The sequence below is a fragment of the Micromonospora sp. PRAS1 genome, assembly GCF_059553435.1.
The window spans coordinates 81,212-99,320 of record NZ_JCANNB010000021.1 but is presented as its reverse complement, the minus strand read 5'-3'; the positions used below and the strand labels follow the sequence as shown (position 1 = coordinate 99,320).

At 72.2% G+C, this 18,109-nt stretch carries 22 protein-coding genes and 1 pseudogene; 13 read left to right on the top strand and 10 right to left on the bottom strand.

Features of this window, described 5'->3' with window-relative positions:
• Positions 1–53: 53 nt before the first annotated feature.
• Positions 54–626, top strand: coding sequence for a DUF6232 family protein (locus tag AC507J_RS20305; RefSeq protein ID WP_496290737.1), 573 nt, complete (start codon positions 54–56; stop codon positions 624–626).
• A 67-nt stretch (positions 627–693) separates the two neighbouring features.
• Here AC507J_RS20305 and AC507J_RS20300 read toward each other — a convergent pair whose 3' ends face one another.
• Positions 694–1,029, bottom strand: coding sequence for a DUF3817 domain-containing protein (locus tag AC507J_RS20300; protein ID WP_496290736.1), 336 nt, complete (start codon positions 1,027–1,029; stop codon positions 694–696).
• 26 nt (positions 1,030–1,055) lie between these two features.
• Positions 1,056–1,514 (bottom strand): hypothetical protein, encoded by a 459-nt coding sequence (locus AC507J_RS20295; protein ID WP_496290735.1) that lies wholly within the window; start codon positions 1,512–1,514, stop codon positions 1,056–1,058.
• Positions 1,515–1,638: 124 nt separating this feature from the next.
• On the opposite strand from AC507J_RS20295, the gene AC507J_RS20290 reads away from it, so the two are divergent.
• The 3 genes from AC507J_RS20290 (at position 1,639) to AC507J_RS20280 (ending at position 2,871) form a co-directional block, all read left to right on the top strand.
• Positions 1,639–1,962, top strand: a complete 324-nt coding sequence (locus tag AC507J_RS20290; protein WP_496290734.1) for a DUF6158 family protein — start codon at positions 1,639–1,641, stop codon at positions 1,960–1,962.
• Positions 1,962–2,279 (top strand): hypothetical protein, encoded by a 318-nt coding sequence (locus AC507J_RS20285; RefSeq protein ID WP_496290733.1) that lies wholly within the window; start codon positions 1,962–1,964, stop codon positions 2,277–2,279. Before AC507J_RS20290 ends, AC507J_RS20285 begins: the two co-directional genes overlap by 1 nt.
• Before the next feature lie 64 nt (positions 2,280–2,343).
• The gene (locus AC507J_RS20280) at positions 2,344–2,871 is read left to right on the top strand and encodes a DUF1360 domain-containing protein (RefSeq protein ID WP_496290732.1); all 528 of its coding nucleotides are present in this window, start codon (positions 2,344–2,346) and stop codon (positions 2,869–2,871) included.
• Between the two features lie 92 nt (positions 2,872–2,963).
• Here the strand turns inward: AC507J_RS20280 and AC507J_RS20275 are convergent, their stop codons facing one another.
• The 3 genes from AC507J_RS20275 to AC507J_RS20265 form a co-directional block, all read right to left on the bottom strand.
• A complete protein-coding gene (locus tag AC507J_RS20275; protein ID WP_496290731.1) occupies positions 2,964–3,161 on the bottom strand; it encodes a hypothetical protein in 198 nt (65 codons plus the stop codon).
• A gap of 66 nt (positions 3,162–3,227) precedes the next feature.
• On the bottom strand, positions 3,228–3,491 hold the full coding sequence (locus AC507J_RS20270) for a hypothetical protein (protein WP_496290759.1): 264 nt from the start codon (positions 3,489–3,491) through the stop codon (positions 3,228–3,230).
• 329 nt (positions 3,492–3,820) lie between these two features.
• Positions 3,821–4,951 (bottom strand): 3-deoxy-7-phosphoheptulonate synthase, encoded by a 1,131-nt coding sequence (locus AC507J_RS20265; RefSeq protein ID WP_496290730.1) that lies wholly within the window; start codon positions 4,949–4,951, stop codon positions 3,821–3,823.
• A gap of 462 nt (positions 4,952–5,413) precedes the next feature.
• Here AC507J_RS20265 and AC507J_RS20260 point away from each other — a divergent pair.
• A pseudogene (locus tag AC507J_RS20260) lies at positions 5,414–6,046 on the top strand (alkaline phosphatase PhoX); the annotation flags it as partial.
• A 162-nt stretch (positions 6,047–6,208) separates the two neighbouring features.
• Positions 6,209–6,424, top strand: a complete 216-nt coding sequence (locus AC507J_RS20255) for a hypothetical protein (protein ID WP_496290729.1) — start codon at positions 6,209–6,211, stop codon at positions 6,422–6,424.
• Here the strand turns inward: AC507J_RS20255 and AC507J_RS20250 are convergent.
• Positions 6,391–6,657, bottom strand: coding sequence for a hypothetical protein (locus tag AC507J_RS20250; RefSeq protein WP_496290728.1), 267 nt, complete (start codon positions 6,655–6,657; stop codon positions 6,391–6,393). The two genes, AC507J_RS20255 and AC507J_RS20250, sit on opposite strands and share 34 nt — an antisense overlap.
• Before the next feature lie 107 nt (positions 6,658–6,764).
• On the opposite strand from AC507J_RS20250, the gene AC507J_RS20245 reads away from it, so the two are divergent.
• Positions 6,765–8,057 carry a M16 family metallopeptidase gene (locus tag AC507J_RS20245; protein WP_496290727.1) on the top strand — a complete coding sequence of 431 codons (1,293 nt, stop codon included), beginning with the start codon at positions 6,765–6,767 and terminating at the stop codon, positions 8,055–8,057.
• Positions 8,054–9,400, top strand: a complete 1,347-nt coding sequence (locus tag AC507J_RS20240) for a M16 family metallopeptidase (RefSeq protein WP_496290726.1) — start codon at positions 8,054–8,056, stop codon at positions 9,398–9,400. Before AC507J_RS20245 ends, AC507J_RS20240 begins: the two co-directional genes overlap by 4 nt.
• A 112-nt stretch (positions 9,401–9,512) precedes the next feature.
• Here AC507J_RS20240 and AC507J_RS20235 read toward each other — a convergent pair whose 3' ends face one another.
• On the bottom strand, positions 9,513–10,019 hold the full coding sequence (locus AC507J_RS20235) for a hypothetical protein (RefSeq protein WP_496290725.1): 507 nt from the start codon (positions 10,017–10,019) through the stop codon (positions 9,513–9,515).
• A gap of 285 nt (positions 10,020–10,304) precedes the next feature.
• Here AC507J_RS20235 and AC507J_RS20230 point away from each other — a divergent pair, with 285 nt between their 5' ends.
• From AC507J_RS20230 to AC507J_RS20210, 5 genes are all read left to right on the top strand, one after another.
• Positions 10,305–11,327 (top strand): aspartate-semialdehyde dehydrogenase, encoded by a 1,023-nt coding sequence (locus tag AC507J_RS20230; protein ID WP_496290724.1) that lies wholly within the window; start codon positions 10,305–10,307, stop codon positions 11,325–11,327.
• Between the two features lie 135 nt (positions 11,328–11,462).
• On the top strand, positions 11,463–11,879 hold the full coding sequence (locus AC507J_RS20225) for a CBS domain-containing protein (RefSeq protein ID WP_496290723.1): 417 nt from the start codon (positions 11,463–11,465) through the stop codon (positions 11,877–11,879).
• A gap of 270 nt (positions 11,880–12,149) precedes the next feature.
• Entirely contained in the window at positions 12,150–12,518 is a 369-nt protein-coding gene (locus AC507J_RS20220) for an SCP2 sterol-binding domain-containing protein (RefSeq protein WP_496290722.1), read from the top strand.
• Positions 12,518–14,578 (top strand): amylo-alpha-1,6-glucosidase, encoded by a 2,061-nt coding sequence (locus AC507J_RS20215; protein WP_496290721.1) that lies wholly within the window; start codon positions 12,518–12,520, stop codon positions 14,576–14,578. The genes AC507J_RS20220 and AC507J_RS20215 overlap by 1 nt, the downstream gene beginning before the upstream one ends.
• A 30-nt stretch (positions 14,579–14,608) precedes the next feature.
• On the top strand, positions 14,609–15,358 hold the full coding sequence (locus AC507J_RS20210) for a lysophospholipid acyltransferase family protein (protein WP_496290720.1): 750 nt from the start codon (positions 14,609–14,611) through the stop codon (positions 15,356–15,358).
• Between the two features lie 58 nt (positions 15,359–15,416).
• Here the strand turns inward: AC507J_RS20210 and AC507J_RS20205 are convergent, their stop codons facing one another.
• The 3 genes from AC507J_RS20205 to AC507J_RS20195 form a co-directional block, all read right to left on the bottom strand.
• Positions 15,417–16,118 carry a hypothetical protein gene (locus AC507J_RS20205; RefSeq protein ID WP_496290719.1) on the bottom strand — a complete coding sequence of 234 codons (702 nt, stop codon included), beginning with the start codon at positions 16,116–16,118 and terminating at the stop codon, positions 15,417–15,419.
• Between the two features lie 74 nt (positions 16,119–16,192).
• On the bottom strand, positions 16,193–16,906 hold the full coding sequence (locus AC507J_RS20200; RefSeq protein WP_496290718.1) for a response regulator transcription factor: 714 nt from the start codon (positions 16,904–16,906) through the stop codon (positions 16,193–16,195).
• Positions 16,879–18,063, bottom strand: coding sequence for a hypothetical protein (locus tag AC507J_RS20195; protein ID WP_496290758.1), 1,185 nt, complete (start codon positions 18,061–18,063; stop codon positions 16,879–16,881). The genes AC507J_RS20200 and AC507J_RS20195 overlap by 28 nt, the downstream gene beginning before the upstream one ends.
• Positions 18,064–18,109: the final 46 nt, after the last annotated feature.

The following is an 18,109-nucleotide window of genomic DNA, read 5'->3' as shown; positions in this document are numbered from 1 at the left end:
TCGATGGGCAGGCGGGGGCCGGCCCGGCCTCACCAGCCGTGAAGGGAGGGGCCGTGAATCCTGACGGTACGACCACCCGACCGCTGCGCTCGGCGCGTACCACCACCGGCGCACCACGCACCAGCACCGGCGCACCGCGTCGTGCCGCTGGCCGGGAGGCGGCGCTGTTCTACGCCCGACCCGGGATCATCGTCACGGCCGACCGGTTCACCGTCGGCAGCACCAGTTGGCGGATCGCCGAGCTGACCCACCTGCACACCACCCGGGGGCCACACGACCGGGTGGCGACCCGGGCCGTACTGATCTCCGCAGCGGTGATCGTCGGCGCCGGCCTGGTGCTCGGCTTCACCGGTGGACTGCAACGGCTCACCGCCGGGGCGTACCTCCTGCTCGGTGCCGTTTTCCTGGTGCCGGTCCTACTCGCCGCAGCCGGCGACCGGTGGCGTCCGCCGGCCTACGAGCTGTGGGGCCGGCGTGGGGACGCGGAGGAACTGCTCTTCAGCAGCGACAACGAGCAGCAGTTCGGCCAAGTGACCCGGGCGGTGCGGCGGGCGCGGGAGACGCACAGCTACGGCGGCTGGGACGACCCGCTCACCACCGGGCGCCCATGGCGACCGCAGCGTTGACCGAGCCGGAACCCTGACCGGTACCGCCAGGCAAGTGGCCCGGACACCGGTCGGTCCGTCGGCGTGATCAGCCGGCCACCGGCTCCGGGGCCTGCTCGCGTTCCCGCTGCTCGGTCAGGACCAGGGCGCTCACCCGGCGCTCGGCCCAGAACGAGAGGAACGGCACGGTGCCGGCCAGCATCACCAGGACCATGCGCTTCAGCGGCCAGTTGGCCCGCCGGGACAGATCGAACGCGGCGACCAGGTAGACCATGTAGAGGAAGCCGTGCGCCTGGCCCACGGTCTCCACCACGATCGGCTCGTCGAAGCCGTACTTCAACGGCATGCCGATCACGACCAGCAGGATCAGCACCACACCGACGATCCAGGCGATCACTCGGTAGCGGGTGAGGGCAGCACGCACTTTCTCGTCCGTCCTTCCGGGCCGGCTCAGCCGGGGTAGTCGCCGGGCTTCGCGCCCGGATTGGCGTTCAACCATGACAGGTAGCGGTTGTAGGCAGCCAGGTCGGCGTCCTCCCCGCCGTCGTCGACGGCGGCCCGGGTGACGCGTACCGGCCGGCGGATCGCGGGCCGGGTTCGGACCGTACCGTCCTGCTCTGCGCTGGGATCGGCGGTGGCCGCCGGAGCGGCGTCGGCCGTGGGACGAGCGCCAGCCGGGGTGGACCCGTCGGTCGACGGCGCGCCGCGCAGCGCGTGCCGGACCTCACGCCACCAGACGAACACCACGAATCCCGCGAAGATCGGCCACTCCACCGCGTAGCCCCAGCTGATGGCGTTTCCAGCGGCGGCCCGGCTGACCTGCCACCAGCCCAGCCCGAGGAAGGACGTCACCAGCACGACCATGGCCACGTGGCGGGCGATCCACGCCGGGGTCCAGAGCCGCTTCATGCCACGAGGGTACCGGGAGCGGCGCTGCTCTCCGACGCGGTGTCGTAGTGGCGGCGATGGTTTGGCCGCAGCCGGCGTGGGCATCCGTACAGACGCCAGCCCATGACGCACGAGGGGGCACGAGATGACCGCTTCGGGACAGCAGGACGGATTTCCCGCCGGTGGCACGGAGGTGAGCCCCGAGCAGCGGATCCCCGAGTGGGGCGATGACCGGGTCGCGACGCCGGCACTCGATGCGGACCTGCCCGGCATCGACCCGGCCGAACTGGCCGACGACGATCTCATCCGCGAGATGCAGAGCCTGCACCGCACCCGGCTGGACACGCTGCGCCACGCGACCGACTCGGCGCTCGCCAACCACCTGCGGCGTACCGCCGATCTGGAGACCGAGTACCTGGCCCGGCACCCCGGCCGGGAGGTCGATCCGAGCCGGCTGCGGGACGCGTGATGGCGTACGCGGAGCGGGGCGTCTCCGCCCCACCCGAGGTCGTCTACCACACGGCGACCGACCCGGACCGGGTCTCCGCCTGGCTGCCCGAGCCGCTGCTGTCGGCGTCCCGCGACGGCGACGCCAGGCAGTTGTGGGCCCGCTGGGAGGCGCCGAGCACGGCATGGTCGGCCGAGCTGACGGTGGAGCCGGTCGATGCCGGGGGTGCCCGGCTCCGGCTCGATCTCGCCGGCGGCGACCAGGAGACCGGCGGGCTGGCAGAGGAGGCCCTCACCAACCTCGCCCGTGTGGTGGCCGACAACCTGCAGGCCGGCTGATCCGGCCCAACCCCGTCCCGTCCCCAGGGGCGGTCGACCGTTGATCTGACCCGAAGGAGGCCGGGTGAGCGAACTCAAGCAGAAGGTGACACGGCTGCGCCAGGCGTACGCCCCGCACGAGCACCGCCCGCTCGGCGGTTACCTGGTGGCGATGGGCACCTACGCCGGGGTGGCCGGTGCCATCGCCGCTCTGGTCAAGGCGACCGGCCGGAGCGTGCCGGAGCGGCCCGCCACGTCCGACGTGGTGCTGCTCTCCATCGCCACTCACAAGCTCAGCCGGCTGCTCTCCAAGGACGCGGTGACCAGCCCGCTGCGCGCGCCCTTCACCCGCTACGACCGGCCGATCGGCAGCGGCGAGGTGATGGAGCAGGTCCGCGACTCGGGCAGCGCCACCCGGCACGCCATCGGTGAACTGCTCAGTTGCCCGTTCTGCCTGGCGGTCTGGGTGGCCACCGGCTTCACCGGCGGCCTGGTGCTGGCACCGAGACTGACCCGCCTGGTGGCCACCGCGCTGACCGCGGTGGCCGCGTCAGACTTCCTTCAGATGGCGTACGCGACGGCCCAGCAGAGCGCGGAAGGCCACAAGGACTGACAAGCATTGCGTATGCCGCCGGCCGGGGATTCCTCCGGCCAGCGGCATACGGTTGGTTTTCTAGCGCTGCATTCCGGACCAGCCGTGGCTTTCTAGCGCTGCATTCCGGACCAGCCACGCGGAGACTCCGGCTCGCGTTCGTCCTCGTCTGCTCCGGTGATGATGTCCCGGTCGACGGCGGTACGTTCGTGTTCGTTGGCGAAGTCCGCCTCGGGCAGGGTGTCCGTACCCTCCGGGGGCTGGCCGAGCGCGGTGACCCGCTCGTGGTGCTCTTCCTCAGGATGCGACATTCCGCTCCTCTCCTTGTCGCCGGTCCTCTTCGTGGCTGACCGGCGCACCTGCCGCGCGGCGGCGGATCAGCTCGTCGAGCCACCCAGCAGATCGGCCAGCTCGTCCACCGCGTACTCGCCCTGGGGGAGCGCGTTCAGCCGGGAGAGCAGTTGTGCCGGTAGCTCCGCGGCGACCGCCCGGCGGTAGATGTCGACCTGGCTGATCCGCTCCTGACCGTGGTAGAGATCGTCGAGCAGTTCGTCGAGCGGTCGGGTGTCCACCTCCTCGGCCTGCACCTCGTCGGGTACGGCGGCCGCCGTACCGGGCAGCTCGGTGGTGGGCGGATCGATCGCGGCGGTGTCGACCACCGGCACGTCGGCCAGGATGGCCTCCGGCAGCCGTGCCTCGGTCGTCGGTGCCGCAGGTGCCGTGGGTGCCCCGGTCACGGGTACGTCGTCGGTCACCCCCGTCAGCTACCCGCACCCCCACCCCCCAAACGCCACCCCCACCCCCGTCTCCCACCCCGTCTCCCACCCCGTTGATCATGAAGTTATTGCCACGGAAAGCGCTTGCCGGGAGCAATAACTTCATGATCGGCGCGGAGAGAAGGGGGCAGAGAGGGGGCAGAGAGGGGGCGCGGACAGGGGGCGCGGAGAGGGGGGTGGGGAGGGGGTGGGGGTTAGGCGGGGGTGGGGGTGGGCCTGGGCGTTGGGGTGGGCGTTGGGTGGGTGGGGGTGGTTCGGCGGGTGCGGACGGCGGTGGCGAGGTGGGTCAGCACCTCGTCGGTGGTGTCCCAGCCGATGCAGGCGTCGGTGACCGACTGGCCGTAGGTCAGCTCGCGGGTGGGGTCCAGATCCTGGCGGCCCGCTTCGAGGAAGCTCTCCAGCATGATGCCGACGATGCCGCGCTGCCCGGCGGCGATCTGACCCGCCACGTCGGCGGCCACCGTGGGCTGGTTGCGGTGGTCCTTGCCGCTGTTGGCGTGGCTGGCGTCGATCACCAGCCGCTCCGGCAGGCCCGCCGCGCGCAGCAGGTCCAGCGCGCCCGCCACCGAGGCCGCGTCGTAGTTCGGCCGCCCGCCACCGCCGCGCAACACCAGGTGACCGTCGGCGTTGCCCCGGGTGTGCATGATCGCCGGCGTGCCTGAGACGTCGATGCCGGGGAAGACGTGCGGTACGCCGGCCGCGCGGATCGCGTCCACCGCCGTGGCGATGCTGCCGTCGGGGCGGTTCTTCATGCCGATCGGCATGGACAGGCCGGAGGCGAGCTGGCGGTGCACCTGGCTCTCGACGGTACGCGCCCCGATCGCTCCCCAGGCCACGGTGTCCGCGATGTACTGCGGGGTGATCGGGTCGAGGAACTCGCAACCCACCGGCAGGCCAAGACGCAGCACGTCGAGCAGCAGTGCCCGGGCCTTGCGCAGCCCGGTGTTGACGTCACCGGAGCCGTCCAGCGCGGGATCGTTGATCAGGCCCTTCCAGCCCACCGTGGAGCGCGGCTTCTCGAAGTAGACCCGCATCACCACAAGCAGGTCGTCGGCGACCCGCTCGGCCGCCTCGCGTAGCCGGTGGGCGTAGTCCAGGGCCGCGGCCGGGTCGTGGACCGAGCAGGGGCCGACCACCACCAGCAGCCGGTCGTCCTGTCGGTCGAGCACCCGACCGACGGCGCGTCGACCAGCCAACACGGCCGAGGTCAGGTCGTCGTCCAGGGGCAACTCGTGGTGCAGCAACGCCGGGGTGGTCAGCGGCACGACACGGTCGATCCGCTGGTCGATGACCCGGTGGTTGTCCGGGGTCGTCACGGTGGGCATCCTTCCGCCGACCGTCCCCGGGGCCGGTGCCCGGGTCGAGCCGGCTGCTCGTACGCGAAAGGGCAGGAACGAAAGCTCCTGCCCGGCCGGCTCGAAAACGGTGACGTCAGATCATGGTGAGGTCACCGGCTTGCGAGCCGGCTGCCTAAACCATCGATACGACCGCGTCACGGCGGTAAGCGTACCCGACCGTGGCCGAGCCACCACCCCCTTGTCGGCAGCGCCTCGTCCGGCGTTCATTCCCGTCGATGAGGGTCGCGGGTAGCCAGCGCCAGTGAACGTCATCGAGGGAGGTCCCGATGGATCGTCGTACCCTGCTGCGCTGCGTGCCACCGTCGCCGGTGGCGCCGCCGCCTTCTCCGGCAGCCTGTGGCCGGTGCCGCCGTGGCCGCTCCCGCGCAGCCCGATCCCGCGCAGCCCGATCCCGCGCCAGCCTGCTCCCGCGCAGCCCGGTCCTGCCCAGAGGCCGCCGCCTGCGACCCGGACCGCCGGGTGATCTACCTGACCGAGGACGAGACCAACGCCTGCTTCTACCGGTTCCGGCCGGCGACCTGGGGAAACCTCTCCGCCGGAACGCTGGAGGTGCTGGTCGCCGGTACCGCCACTAGCGGCCCGGCCACCTGGGCAGGGGTGCCCGACCCGGCGGCGGCGAGCACGCAGACCCGCAGCCAGGTCTCCGGCGTCAAGCACTTCAACGGTGGTGAGGGCTGCTGGTACGCCGACGGCACCTGCTGGTTGACCACGAAGGGCGACAACCGGGTCTGGGCGTACGACGCGGTCAACCAGCGCATCGACCTGGCGTACGACGACTCGCTGGTCTCCGGCGCCGCGCCGCTGACCGGGGTGGACAACATCACCGGTGCCCGCTCCGGCGATCTCTACGTCGCGGAGGACGGCGGCGACATGGAGATCTGTGTCATCACGCCTGACGAGGTGGTGGCGCCGTTCCTGCGGATCACCGGCCAGTCCTCCGCAGAGATCTGCGGGCCGGCCTTCTCCCCGGACGGCACGCGCTTCTATTTCTTCTCGCAGCGCGGTACCTCCGGCTCGTCGTCGGGCGGGATCACCTACGAGGTACGCGGCCCGGTCCGCTGAAGTACACGGCCCGTTCCGCTGAGGTACGCGGCCCGGTCCGCTGGGGTGGACGGCCGGCGCTGCTGAAAGTGATAAGAGGGGGCCCCTTTACTACGCCAGGCGTTAACAAGGGGCCCTTCCTTTCCCGCGTGCCGGCGGGTGGGGTGGGGTATGAGAAGCGGCATGAGTGATGAACGGAGCGACCAGGAGCGGGTGGAGTCCCGTGCCCACCTGCTACCCGAGGAGGCCGCCGCCGGCAGCGACGACGCGCACGCACAGGCCGAGGCGATCCTCGCCGAGTCCGACATCCGGGAGGCCGACCGGAACGCCGCCCCGGACACCGTGCTGGAGCGGCGCACCTCGGATCAGACCGTGACCCCCATCGAACCGCCGGACTGAGCCCGGGCCCCGCGTCCCCGGCGGGAGCCCCGGTAGGAGTGCTGCCGCAGCCAGCGCAGCGGTCCGGCCAGGCGCAGTTCCTCCGGCAGGTTGCCCACCGGCTCGAAGGCCAGCACGGCGTCCTCCCGGGCGTCGAGCTGGTCGCCGAGGCTGACCTGCCCGAACGGCCGCCACGGCCCGGCGGCGGAGGTGACCAGTGAGGACCTGCCTGGGCCGCCCGGGCCGCCGGCCAACTGCTCGGCGGGTCGAGTGCCGGGCGGTGTCGGTGTCCCGGAACCGCCGGCTCGCCGGTGGATGTCTCGGAACCTGACCGGGCGTGAGATCGGATAGCGTCGGTGCCATGCCCGACAGTGGTTACCCCTGGCCCATCTCGACGACCCGACTGGAAAATGGCCTGCGCGTGGTGGTCAGCGAGGATCGCACCGCCCCGGCGGTCGCGGTCAACCTCTGGTACGACGTCGGCTCGCGGCACGAGCCGACCGGACAGACCGGCTTCGCGCACCTCTTCGAGCACCTGATGTTCGAGGGTTCGAAACATGTCGCGAAGACCGAGCACATGAAGCTGGTGCAGGGGGCGGGCGGGTCGTTGAACGCGACCACCAACCCGGATCGCACCAACTACTTCGAGACGGTCCCGGCCGAGCACCTCGAATTGGCGCTCTGGCTGGAGGCCGACCGGATGGGCGGGCTGGTGCCGGCGCTGACCCAGGAGACGCTGGATAACCAGCGGGACGTGGTCAAGAACGAACGTCGCCAGCGCTACGAGAACGTGCCGTACGGCGACGCCTGGTTGCGGTTGCTGCCCCTGCTCTATCCGCCGGGCCACCCGTACCATCACGCCACCATCGGCTCCATGGCCGACCTGAACGCCGCCGATCTGGCCACCTTCCAGGCGTTCCACCAGACCTACTACGCGCCGAACAACGCGGTGCTCACCGTTGTCGGCGACACCGACACCGATGAGGTCGTCGCGCTTGCCGAGAAGTACTTCGGCGCCATCCCGGCCCGGTCGGAGATCCCGCCCGCGCCCGACGGCCGGGTCGTACCGGCCGGTGGCGTGCCGGTCCAGGAGATGGTGATCACCGACGTGCCGGCGCCCCGGGTGTACGTCGCGCACCGGACCCACCCGTACGGCAGCCCGGGTTACGACGTGGTGACCGTGCTCGCCACCGTGCTCGGCAGCGGCCGGGGCAGCCGGCTCTACCAGCGGCTCGCCGACGGTGAGCGGATCGCCCAGCCGGATCTGGTCGGGGCGTACGGGGTGGACCTGGCGCACGGGCCGGCGCCGCTGATCGCCACCGCCACCGCGCGGCCCGGGGTGAGCGGGCAGCGGCTGGCCGCTGGGCTGGCCGAGGTGGTCGACGAGCTGGCCACGGTGCCGGTGACCGCCGCCGAGCTGGACCGGGCGAAGGCGCTGCTGACCACCGCCTGGTGGCGGCAGATGTCCACGGTGGACGGTCGGGCGGACGCGCTCGGCCGGTACGCCACCCAGTTCGGTGACCCGGCCACCGTGGCCGAGCGCCTGCCGGCCTGGCTGGCGGTGACCGCCGAGCAGATCACCGAGGTGGCCGCCGAGTTGCTCGGCGCCGACGACCGGGTGACCCTGACCTACCAGTCCGAGGAGCAGCCGTGACTCTCATCGCCGATCGTCCCGGTCCGGGCGCGGCCCGCCCGTACCGCTTCCCCCAGGTGGTCCGGCGCAGCGTGGCGGGCGGCCAGGTCGTCGCCGCGCACCTGCCCGGGCAGAACCTCGCCGTGGCGTTGCTGCTGCTGGACGCCGGGGCCGGCCGGGAGCCGGTCGGCAGGGAGGGGCTCGGTGGGGTGCTGGCAAAGGCGCTGGAGGAGGGCACCGTCCAGCGCAACGCCACCGCGTACGCGCTGGCCATCGAGGCGCTCGGCACCGAACTGGTGACCGGGCTGGACTGGGACACCTTCCAGGCCAGCGTGCAGGTGCCGGTGGACCGGCTGGGCGCCGCCGTGGAACTGCTCGCCGAGGCGGTACGCACACCGAAGCTGGACCCGGCGGACGTCCGGCGGGTCCGTGACGACGAGGCGACCGCGCTGCGGATGGACTGGGCCAATCCCGGTCCGCGCGCCGACGCGGTGCTCCGAGCCGACCTGTTCGGTGCCGCCAACCGCTGGGGCCGCCCGCTGTACGGCTCACCGGACTCGGTGGCCGCGCTGGACGTGGAGGACGTCACCGTCTTCCACTCCGAGTGGTTCATCCGGCCCGGAACCCTGGTGGTCGTCGGTGACCTGGACCGGATCGACCTGGACGGGCTGGCCGCGACGGCGTTCGCCGGTACCGTCGGCGGGCCGGTGGACCGGGGCGTGCCGATCGAGGTGCCGCTGCACACCACCCGCCGGATCATCCTGGTCGACCGGCCCGGCTCGGTGCAGTCCACGCTGCGCCTCGGCCATCCCGCGCCGCACCGCGCCCACCCGGACCATGTGCCGATCGCGCTGGCCGGCACGGTGCTCGGTGGTGCCTTCACCTCCCGGCTGAACCATCTGATCCGGGAGGTACGTGGCTACACGTACGGCATCCGTGGCGACTTCGCCTCGTCGCGCCGGTTCGGCCGGTTCGCGGTCAGCTCCGGCGTGCAGACCGCCGTCACCGCCCCGGCCCTGGTGGAGTCGGTCGGGGAGATCGCCCGTACCCAAGCCGGTGGGGTGACCGAGGACGAGCTGGCGGTGGCCCGGTCCTGGCGGGCGGGGCAGCTCTCCGTCGAGTTGCAGAGCCCACAGGCGATCGCCGGGGCGCTTACCACGCTTGTGGTACACGATCTGCCGGACGACTACCACGCCCGACTGCGCGAGTCCCTGCTCGCCGCCGACGTCGCGCAGGTCTCGGCTGCGGCCGCCGCCCACCTGCACCCGGAGTCGCTGACCCTGGTGGTGGAGGGAGACGCCGCGGTGATCCGCGACGAGTTGGCCGCCACCGGTCTCGGCGAGCTGGTCGACCACGCGGACTGACCCGACCGCTCCGGCCCGCCCCGGTCGCCGTCGGGCTCAGCCCGGCCCGTCGGGCTCAGCCCGGCCCGTCGGGCTCAGCCCGGCCCGTCGGGCTCAGCCCGGCCCGTCGGGCTCAGCCCGACGCATCGGGCCGGAGCGGCACGGACGGGTCGGGCCGGTGTGGCACCGACTGGTGGGGCCGGTGTGGCACCGGGCGTACGCCCGACCGGGGCCAGCGGGTGGCGACCGAGGCGAGACAGACCAGCACGGCGAGCACGGCGAGCACCGGGCCGGTGCCGAGCAACGGCTTGATCGCCGGAACGAACTGGTCGAAGAAGAGGCCGCTCTCGTCGTACCGGGTCGCGAGGGCGATGGCGGAGCCGGCGGCGGCGAGCCCGGACACCGCGCTTATGACGATCGGAAACCGCCGTCGGGCCGCCGGTGCGAGCAGCACCCAGGCCGCCGCGAGGTAGAGCGCGGCGACGGCGGCGGCATGCCAGCGCCAGCCGGGGAACCGGTCGAGTCGTATCTCGAAGGCGCCATAGGCGGACCAGGGCAGCGACCCGATCGCCAGCAGGTTGCCGGCCGCGCCCACGGCGACGCCGCCGGCGGCGAGGATCGTCCGGATCTGGGGTCTCATGGCACCTCCAACGCCCGGGCCGGGGTCGACGCGGCTCGTCGGGGACGTCCCGCCGCGTTGCCGGAGAGCCTACTGAGGATTCGGGGTGTGATGTCGGTCGCGGCGGACGGGCGAGGCGGCTGAGATGTTGCGGTGGGGGAGGGCGGTGCGGCGTCGTTCTTCCGCCGGATCCGACCGAGCGCCGGGTGGCTCTCCGGCCGGCGGTGGGGTCGAGCGACCGTGGTCGGGCCCGGGCGGTGGGAAAGCATTCCCGGTCCACCTGCCGTAATGGGTAGCCTCGCGGGCATGAGGATCGGCATTGTGGGGGCCACCGGCCAGGTCGGTGGCGTCATGCGGCAGGTGTTGGCGGCCCGGGAGTTCCCGGCGGAGCAGGTGCGGTTGTTCGCCTCGGCGCGGTCGGTCGGGCGTACGCTGCCGTGGCGCGGCGAGGAGGTCACCGTCGAGGACGCGGCCAGCGCCGACTACTCGGGGCTGGACATCGTGCTCTTCTCGGCGGGCAAGGGCACCGCGAAGGAGTTGGCGCCGCGGGTCGCCGCCGCCGGTCCGGTGGTCATCGACAACTCGTCGGCCTTCCGGATGGATCCGCAGGTGCCGCTGGTCGTCGCCGAGGTGAACCCGCACGCCGCCGCCGACCGGCCGAAGGGCATCATCGCCAACCCCAACTGCACCACGATGGCCGCGATGCCGGTGCTACGCCCGCTGCACGCCGAGGCGGGGCTGGTCAGCCTGGTCGTCTCGACGTACCAGGCGGTCTCCGGTGCCGGGTTGTCCGGCGTCGCCGAGCTGGACGAGCAGGTCCGTAAGGTCGCCGAGGGCGCCTCCGGGCTGACCTTCGACGGCAGCGCGGTGGAGTTTCCCGCCCCCCGCTCGTTCGCCCGGCCGATCGCGTTCAACGTGCTTCCGCTCGCCGGTTCGATCGTCGACGACGGGTCGGCGGAGACCGACGAGGAGCAGAAGCTGCGCAACGAGAGCCGCAAGATCCTCGAAATTCCCGAGCTGAAGGTCTCCGGCACCTGCGTCCGGGTACCGGTCTTCACCGGGCACTCGCTCCAGATCAACGCCCGGTTCGCCCGGCCGATCAGCCCGCAGCGCGCCCACGAACTGCTCGCCGACGCGCCCGGGGTGGCGTTGACCGACGTGCCGACGCCGTTGCAGGCCGCCGGGCAGGACCCGACCTTCGTCGGCCGGATCCGCGCCGACGAGACCGTCGAGCACGGGTTGGCGCTGTTCTGTTCCAACGACAACCTGCGCAAGGGCGCCGCCCTCAACGCCGTACAGCTCGCGGAGCTGGTCGCCGCCGAGCGCTGAGGCCGGCCCCACCCCGGTTCGTCGGACCGGCCAGACTCCGGTCCGACGGACCGTGGCGGGCCGATCGGTGGCGGCGTTACTGGTCGCGGCCGTCGGGTAGACGCATGGTTGCCCTACACCCGAGAGGGAGGCGCCATGACAACCGTCGGAGAGTTCATGACGACCCGGTTGGTGACCATGGACGGCAACGACACGCTGGCCGCGGCGGCCCAGGAGATGCGTGACTCGGCGATCGGCGACGTGGTGGTGACCGACGGCGACAACGTGGTCGGCATCGTCACGGACCGGGACATCGCGGTGCGCGGCGTGGCGGAGAACATGGACCCGAACACCACCCGGCTGAACCAGATCACCAGCAAGGACGTGGTGACGGTGAGCCAGTACGACGACGCCGTCGCCGCCGCCGACCTGATGCGGACGTACGCCGTACGGCGATTGCCGGTGATCGAGGACGGCCGGCTGATCGGCCTGGTGTCAATGGGTGACCTGGCCGTCGAGCGTGAACCGCAGTCGGTGCTCGCCGACATCAGCGCCGACGAGCCCAACAACTGACCCGTACCGCAGTCGGAAGCCGGCTTCCCCCGACCAGGGGAGCCGGCTTCCGCCGCTTCCGCCTCCGCCGCGTCCCCCGCCTCCGCCGACTCCGCAGGCTGTCCCGGCCCCACCAGCGCCCGAGCGGATCTCACCGGCGAGCGGATCTCACCCGATCCGGGCGAGGTTGACCCCGCGCCGGGCGGGGACCCTCCTCGGACGCGAGAAGCCGGCCGGCGGGGACGGACGCCCGCCGTGACCGGCCGGGACCGACGGGGAGGACAGGAGCCGATGGCGGACGCGACCATGCGGTTCTTCGAGGAACTCGACCAGCGGGGGTACGACCCGCTGCTGGCGAAGTCCTCCGGAACCCTGCGCTTCGACCTGCACGAAGGGCCACAGACCACGCACTGGCTGGTGCGCATCGACCGGGGGACGATCCAGGTCAACCGGCAGGAACTGGAGGCGGACACCGTGGTCGGCGTCAGCCCCGCGATCTTCGAGGATCTGGCCACCGGCCGGGAGAGCGGGCTGGCGGCGCTGCTGCGCGGGGACATGACGGTCAGCGGTGACGCCCGCATGCTTGTGCAGTTCGAACGGATCTTCCCCGGGCCCCCGCACGCACTCGGGCCGCGCCGCTACCGGGCGGGGGTGCGCTGATGGCCCCCTCCCACACCGTCCGGATCCTGGACGGCAACACCTTCGTCGTTTGCGAGGCCACCGGGGACATCGAGGCCACGCCGACCGAGCCCACCGGGCTGTTCTCCATCGACACCCGGTTCCTGTCGAAGTGGGTGCTCACGGTCAACGGCGAGCGGCTCAACGCCCTCTCCTACGACGACCTCCAGTACTACGAGTCGCGCTTCTTCCTGGTGCCCGGCCTGGCCACGCACTACGTCGACGCGAAACTGTCGATCATCCGGGAGCGGGCCGTCGGCGGCAGTTTCCGGGAGGGCATCACCATCCTCAACCACGACGAGAAGGCGGTCGACCTGGAGGTCAGGATCGATGCCGGCTGCGACTTCGCCGACCTGTTCGAGGTCAAGGACGAGATCCTGAACAAGAAGGGCGAGGTCTACACCGAGGTGGAAGCGGACCGGCTGCGGCTCGGCTACCGGCGCGGGAACTTCAAGCGGGAGACCATCATCTCCTCCTCGGTGCCGGCGCGGTACGACCGCAACGGCTTCGCCTACTTGATCCATCTGGAACCGAACGAACAGTGGCACACCGCAATCGACGTGCAGACCCGAGCGCTCGGCCCGGGTGGCCGGGACCTGCGGATGGGGCTGCGGGTGCACGGCACCGAGCGGCTCGCCCTGGAGCAGGACCTGGAGGAGTGGATCGCCGACGCGCCCAAGGTGAACAGCGAGCACGGGCAGCTCGCCGCCACGTACCGGCGATGCATGATCGACCTGGCCGCGCTGCGCTTCTCGCCGCTGTCGCTCGGCGGTCAGACGCTGCCCGCCGCCGGGCTGCCCTGGTTCATGACCATGTTCGGCCGGGACAGCATCCTGACCTGCCTGCAAACCCTGCCGTTCACACCCGATCTCAGCACCACCACGCTGCGGATCCTGGCCGCGCTCCAGGGCACCCGGTTCGACGACTTCCGGGAGGAGGACCCGGGCCGGATCCTGCACGAGATGCGCTACGGCGAGAGCGCCGCCTTCGAGGAACAACCGCACTCGCCGTACTACGGCTCGGTGGACGCGACGCCGCTGTTCGTGGTGCTGCTCGACGAGTACGAGCGGTGGACCGGCGACGTGGCGCTGGTCAAGGAGCTGGAGCAGGAGTGCCGCCGGGCGCTGCGCTGGGTCGATGACTACGCCGACCTGGTCGGCAACGGCTACATCTGGTACGAACGGCGCAACACCGACACCGGCCTGGAAAACCAGTGCTGGAAGGACTCCTGGGACTCGATCTCGTACGCCGACGGCACCCTGCCGCCGTTTCCCCGGGCCACCTGCGAGGTGCAGGGGTACGCGTACGACGCGAAGATGCGCGCGGCGCGGATGGCCCGCGAGTTCTGGGACGACCCGGCGTACGCCGAGCAGTTGGAGCGCGAGGCGGCGGCGTTGAAGGAACGGTTCAACCGGGACTGGTGGGTAGCCGACGGCGGCTACTACGCGCTCGCGCTCGACCCGGACGGGCGGCAGTGCGACGTGCTCAGCTCCAACATCGGCCACCTGCTCTGGAGCGGGATCGTCGCCGAGGACCGGGCCGAGCAGGTCGCCCAGCACCTGGTCGGCGATCGGCTCTTCTCCGGTTGGGGGGTGCGGACGCTGGCCGAGGGCGAGGTCCGGTACAACCCGATCGGCTACCACAACGGCACGGTGTGGCCCTTCGACACCTCGTTCTGCGCCTGGGGGCTGCGCCGGTACGGCTTCGCCGAGGAGGCCGCCACCATCGCCAGCGGGATCCTGGACGCCGCCCGCTACTTCGACGGCCGGTTGCCGGAGGCGTTCGGCGGTTACCCGCGCGAGCAGACGAAGTTCCCGGTGGAGTACCCGACCGCGTGCAGCCCGCAGGCATGGTCGACAGGTGCCCCGCTGTTGCTGCTGCGTACGATGCTCGGCCTGGAACCGCACGAGGGACACCTGGCGGTCGAGCCTCGGCTGCCGATCGGGATGGGCCGGATCGAGGTGCTTGACATCCCGGGCCGGTGGGGCCGGGTGGATGCCTTCGCCCGGGGCCGCCTCGACCTGCACAAGCTCGCCGAGTGAACCGAACCTGGCCGGGTTAAAGTCTCCGGCATGCCGGAACTCGTGTACCCGCCCGTGATCGCCGCAGCCAAGACGATGTTCCGGGTTCTCGACCTGAAGCTCAGCGTCGAGGGCTCCCACCACGTGCCGCGCTCCGGTGGGGCGGTGCTGGCCAGCAACCACGTCAGCTACCTGGACTTCATCTTCTGCGGGCTGGGCGCGCTGGAGTCGAAGCGGCTGGTCCGGTTCATGGCGAAGGACTCGGTGTTCCGGCACCGGGTGTCCGGGCCGCTGATGCGCGGGATGCGACACATCCCGGTGGACCGGCGCGCGGGTGCCGAGTCGTACGCCGCCGCGCTGTCCGCGCTGCGGGCCGGCGAGGTGGTCGGCGTCTTCCCGGAGGCGACGATCAGCCGCTCCTTCGTGGTGAAGGAACTCAAGAGCGGGGCCGTCCGGATGGCCCGCGAGGCGGCCGTACCGGTGCTGCCGGTGGCGCTCTGGGGCACCCAGCGGCTCTGGACCAAGGGCCGTCCGCGCACCCTTACCCGCCGGCACACGCCGATCACCGTGTTGGTCGGCGAGCCGATGGAGCCTGCCGCGTTTCCGGACGCCGCCGCGATGAGCGCGGAGCTGGGTAACCGGCTGCACGCGCTTGTCGACCGGGCCCAGCGGGAGTACCCGGACCGGCCCGCCGGGCCGGCGGACCGCTGGTGGTTGCCGGCGCACCTCGGCGGCACCGCGCCCACGCCGGAGCAGGCCGTCGCGCTCGACGCCGAGGAGCGCCGCGCCCGTACCGCCTGACCGGCCCCGCGCCCGTACCGCCTGACCGGCCCCGCGCCCGTACCGCCTGACCGGCGCCCTACCGCTGCCCGGACACCGCGCCGTACGGGACCTGGTCGGCGTGCCGGGGTCGGTAGTAGTCATCGCGGGAGTGGAACTCGACCGGCAGCGAACCGGGCAGGACCACCCGAGCCTGGCCGGGGCGCGGTGCGACGCGGGCGAGCCGGGACAGCGCGTCCCGCTCCGGCGGGGAGAGGTCCACCAACTCGGGCCGGGTCAGCCGGAACGCGGCCACCGCCCGGCGGATCCGCTGACCCAGCTCGTTGACCTGCGGCCCGGGGCCGATCAGCGCGAGGGCGGGCTGCTGGATGGTACGCAGCGCGTCGCAGACCACCAACAGCCGCGCGGGAGTCTCCCCGGTGGCCGGTACCGACTCCAGCCGGGACGGCCACTGCCAGCGGATCTGCCCGCTCACCAGCGCCGGCCTCTGCCGTCCCCGGCGGTGTCGGGCACCGACGAGGGCCAGGTGCGAGCCGGTGCCGACGTAGACCATCCGACGGTCGGTGACGGTGAGCGTGACCGGGGCGGGCAGCATCCAGCGCAGCCAGGTCTCGGTCGGACCGAGCAGGTAGCCCGCCACGTCCAGCCGGTGGCGCCCGAGCACCTGCTCACCGTTCTCCGGCACCAGCTCGTACCGCCGGTCCAGCAGCGGGCCGGTGCCGTCGTCCGTCACATCGAACCGATGCGGCGTGATGAAGAAGGGGGACGCGTCATCGTGCATCGTCACGGACCTCCGGTGCAGACGGCATCTGCGGATGAGCCTCGCCCAGCTCTGCAGTGGTGTCATGACGCCTGTTAGGGGGTCGGCCAATCGGTCGCCGCGTGCGACCGGTAGATGCCGATCTCCTCCGGTCGGATGAGCCCGTCCTCGATCGCCCGCGCGAGCAACGCCGCCTTCGTTGCCGCCGGCCTGCCCACCCGGCTGTATTTGATCCGCGCCCGGTCCACGTACTGCTTGACCGTGTGTTCGCTGATCCGCATCCGCCGGGCCACCGACGCCTTCGACATCGACTGGAACCACAGCAGCAGGGCCTCGCGTTCCTTGTCGGAGAGCACCGGCCGGTCCGGCCGCGAATCGCCGACCATCGCCCCGGCCAACGCGGGTGCCACGTACGGCCGGTCGGCCGCCGCGTCCAGGACGGTCGCCACGCAGTGCTCCCGTCCCTCGTGCTTGGCGAGGAAGGCCACCGCCCCGGCATCCACGGCGGCGAGCATCGTCTGCGGGTCGGAGTGTTCGGAGTAGACCACCACCCGCCGGCCTGCGGCGCTCAGTTCGGCCAGCTTGTCCAGCACGAGCCGGCCGTGCAGCCGGAGGTCGAGCAGGATGACGTCGGCCGTGGGGGCGGCCCGCAGCACCTCGTCGGGATCGTCACCGGTGGCCAGTACGGTCAGCCGCGGCTCGGTGGCCAGCCAGGCGCGTACCCCGTCGATGACCACCGGGTGGTCGTCCACGATCGCCACGCCGACGGGCCGCTCCGGCTCTACCGGCGCCAGCGCGTCTGCGTCCATGTGATCTTCCCGTCCCGTTCGTAGTGTTGCTCGACCTGTCCATCACCATCCTCCGCCGGAGGACCGTTGGCCTCGGCATCCGCCGGGCCGGAGGGCACCGGACCGCCACCGGCACCGGCCGGACCGCCATCGGGGGTGGACGGATCGCTATCGGGGGTGACCAGACCTACCTCCACCTCGTCCGAACTGGAGACGACGGTCAGCCGGGCCCAGTCCCGGGCGTCGGCGAGCACGGCGATGAGCGGGTCGGTAAGGCACCGGCGGACCTGCACCGGCAGCGGCGGCGGGCTGCCGATGGTGATCAGGTCGATCCGCAGGCCGTTGCGTTCGGCCAGGTCGGCGGCGGCCCGCAGCTCGTGCAGCAGGGGATGGGGCACGTCGTCGGACTCGGCGATCAGCCGGCGTAGCCGGGCGGCGGCGTGGGCGCAGCGCCGCTGCACCTGCGGGTCGGTCGGCTCGGCCCGCCCCTGCGCCAGCTCCGTAAGTATTTCCCCGGCGGCGGCGCTGACCAGCGCCAACCGTTCGCGCCGGTCCCGCCGTGCCCGCTCGGCGGCCTCGCGTTCGGCCACCATCGTGTTTGTGGTGGCCGCAGTGGCGGCCCGGTCCCGGGAGAGCGCGGCGAGCGTGGCGCCCCCGGCGAAGACGGCCGCCGGCAACGAGGACGTGCCGTACAGGGCCATGGTGGCGCGGGCCAGGTCCGCAGCCTCGGTGGCACCCTGGCACACGACGGCGGTCAGTCCGATGCACGCGTGGGCGGCCAGCAGGGCGAAGATCCAGCGCACCGGCCGTCGCCAGAGGACCACCACGAAGAACCAGGCGAGTCCGCCCCAGACCCAGTTGGCCGGGCCGAACAGCTGGGACCGGCCCACCGCGGCGAAGACCGCCACGTCCACGGCGAGCAGGAGCGCGGCCGATGGCGGTGCAGGTAGGGGAGCGTCGCGTAGCAGTCGGCTGCCGGCGACCACCCCGAGCGCCGCCACCAGCAGCCAGCCGCCGATCACGACCTGCGGCAGTGCCAGTTCCGCCCGGTTGGCCAGCACCGCGGGCAGTCCGATGGCCAGGTGCCAGACCAGCGCGATGGTCACCACCACGATCCGGGCACCCCGGTCGGAGATGCGGACCACCGCGGCCGCCGCCCGCCCCGCCCGGGTCGCCATGACCAGTTCGGGGGTACGCGGCGCCGGCAGGCTCTGCGTCCGGTCG

Bases quoted from the DNA above. Each gene is read 5' to 3' on its own strand.
- AC507J_RS20295 (WP_496290735.1), bottom strand. From the start codon at position 1,514: ATGAAGCGGCTCTGGACCCCGGCGTGGATCGCCCGCCACGTGGCCATG.
- AC507J_RS20290 (WP_496290734.1), top strand. From the start codon at position 1,639: ATGACCGCTTCGGGACAGCAGGACGGATTTCCCGCCGGTGGCACGGAG.
- AC507J_RS20285 (WP_496290733.1), top strand. From the start codon at position 1,962: ATGGCGTACGCGGAGCGGGGCGTCTCCGCCCCACCCGAGGTCGTCTAC.
- AC507J_RS20275 (WP_496290731.1), bottom strand. From the start codon at position 3,161: ATGTCGCATCCTGAGGAAGAGCACCACGAGCGGGTCACCGCGCTCGGC.
- AC507J_RS20265 (WP_496290730.1), bottom strand. From the start codon at position 4,951: ATGCCCACCGTGACGACCCCGGACAACCACCGGGTCATCGACCAGCGG.
- AC507J_RS20255 (WP_496290729.1), top strand. From the start codon at position 6,209: ATGAGTGATGAACGGAGCGACCAGGAGCGGGTGGAGTCCCGTGCCCAC.
- AC507J_RS20245 (WP_496290727.1), top strand. From the start codon at position 6,765: ATGCCCGACAGTGGTTACCCCTGGCCCATCTCGACGACCCGACTGGAA.
- AC507J_RS20235 (WP_496290725.1), bottom strand. From the start codon at position 10,019: ATGAGACCCCAGATCCGGACGATCCTCGCCGCCGGCGGCGTCGCCGTG.
- AC507J_RS20230 (WP_496290724.1), top strand. From the start codon at position 10,305: ATGAGGATCGGCATTGTGGGGGCCACCGGCCAGGTCGGTGGCGTCATG.
- AC507J_RS20225 (WP_496290723.1), top strand. From the start codon at position 11,463: ATGACAACCGTCGGAGAGTTCATGACGACCCGGTTGGTGACCATGGAC.
- AC507J_RS20220 (WP_496290722.1), top strand. From the start codon at position 12,150: ATGGCGGACGCGACCATGCGGTTCTTCGAGGAACTCGACCAGCGGGGG.
- AC507J_RS20215 (WP_496290721.1), top strand. From the start codon at position 12,518: ATGGCCCCCTCCCACACCGTCCGGATCCTGGACGGCAACACCTTCGTC.
- AC507J_RS20210 (WP_496290720.1), top strand. From the start codon at position 14,609: ATGCCGGAACTCGTGTACCCGCCCGTGATCGCCGCAGCCAAGACGATG.
- AC507J_RS20205 (WP_496290719.1), bottom strand. From the start codon at position 16,118: ATGCACGATGACGCGTCCCCCTTCTTCATCACGCCGCATCGGTTCGAT.
- AC507J_RS20200 (WP_496290718.1), bottom strand. From the start codon at position 16,906: ATGGACGCAGACGCGCTGGCGCCGGTAGAGCCGGAGCGGCCCGTCGGC.
- AC507J_RS20195 (WP_496290758.1), bottom strand. From the start codon at position 18,063: ATGGCGACCCGGGCGGGGCGGGCGGCGGCCGCGGTGGTCCGCATCTCC.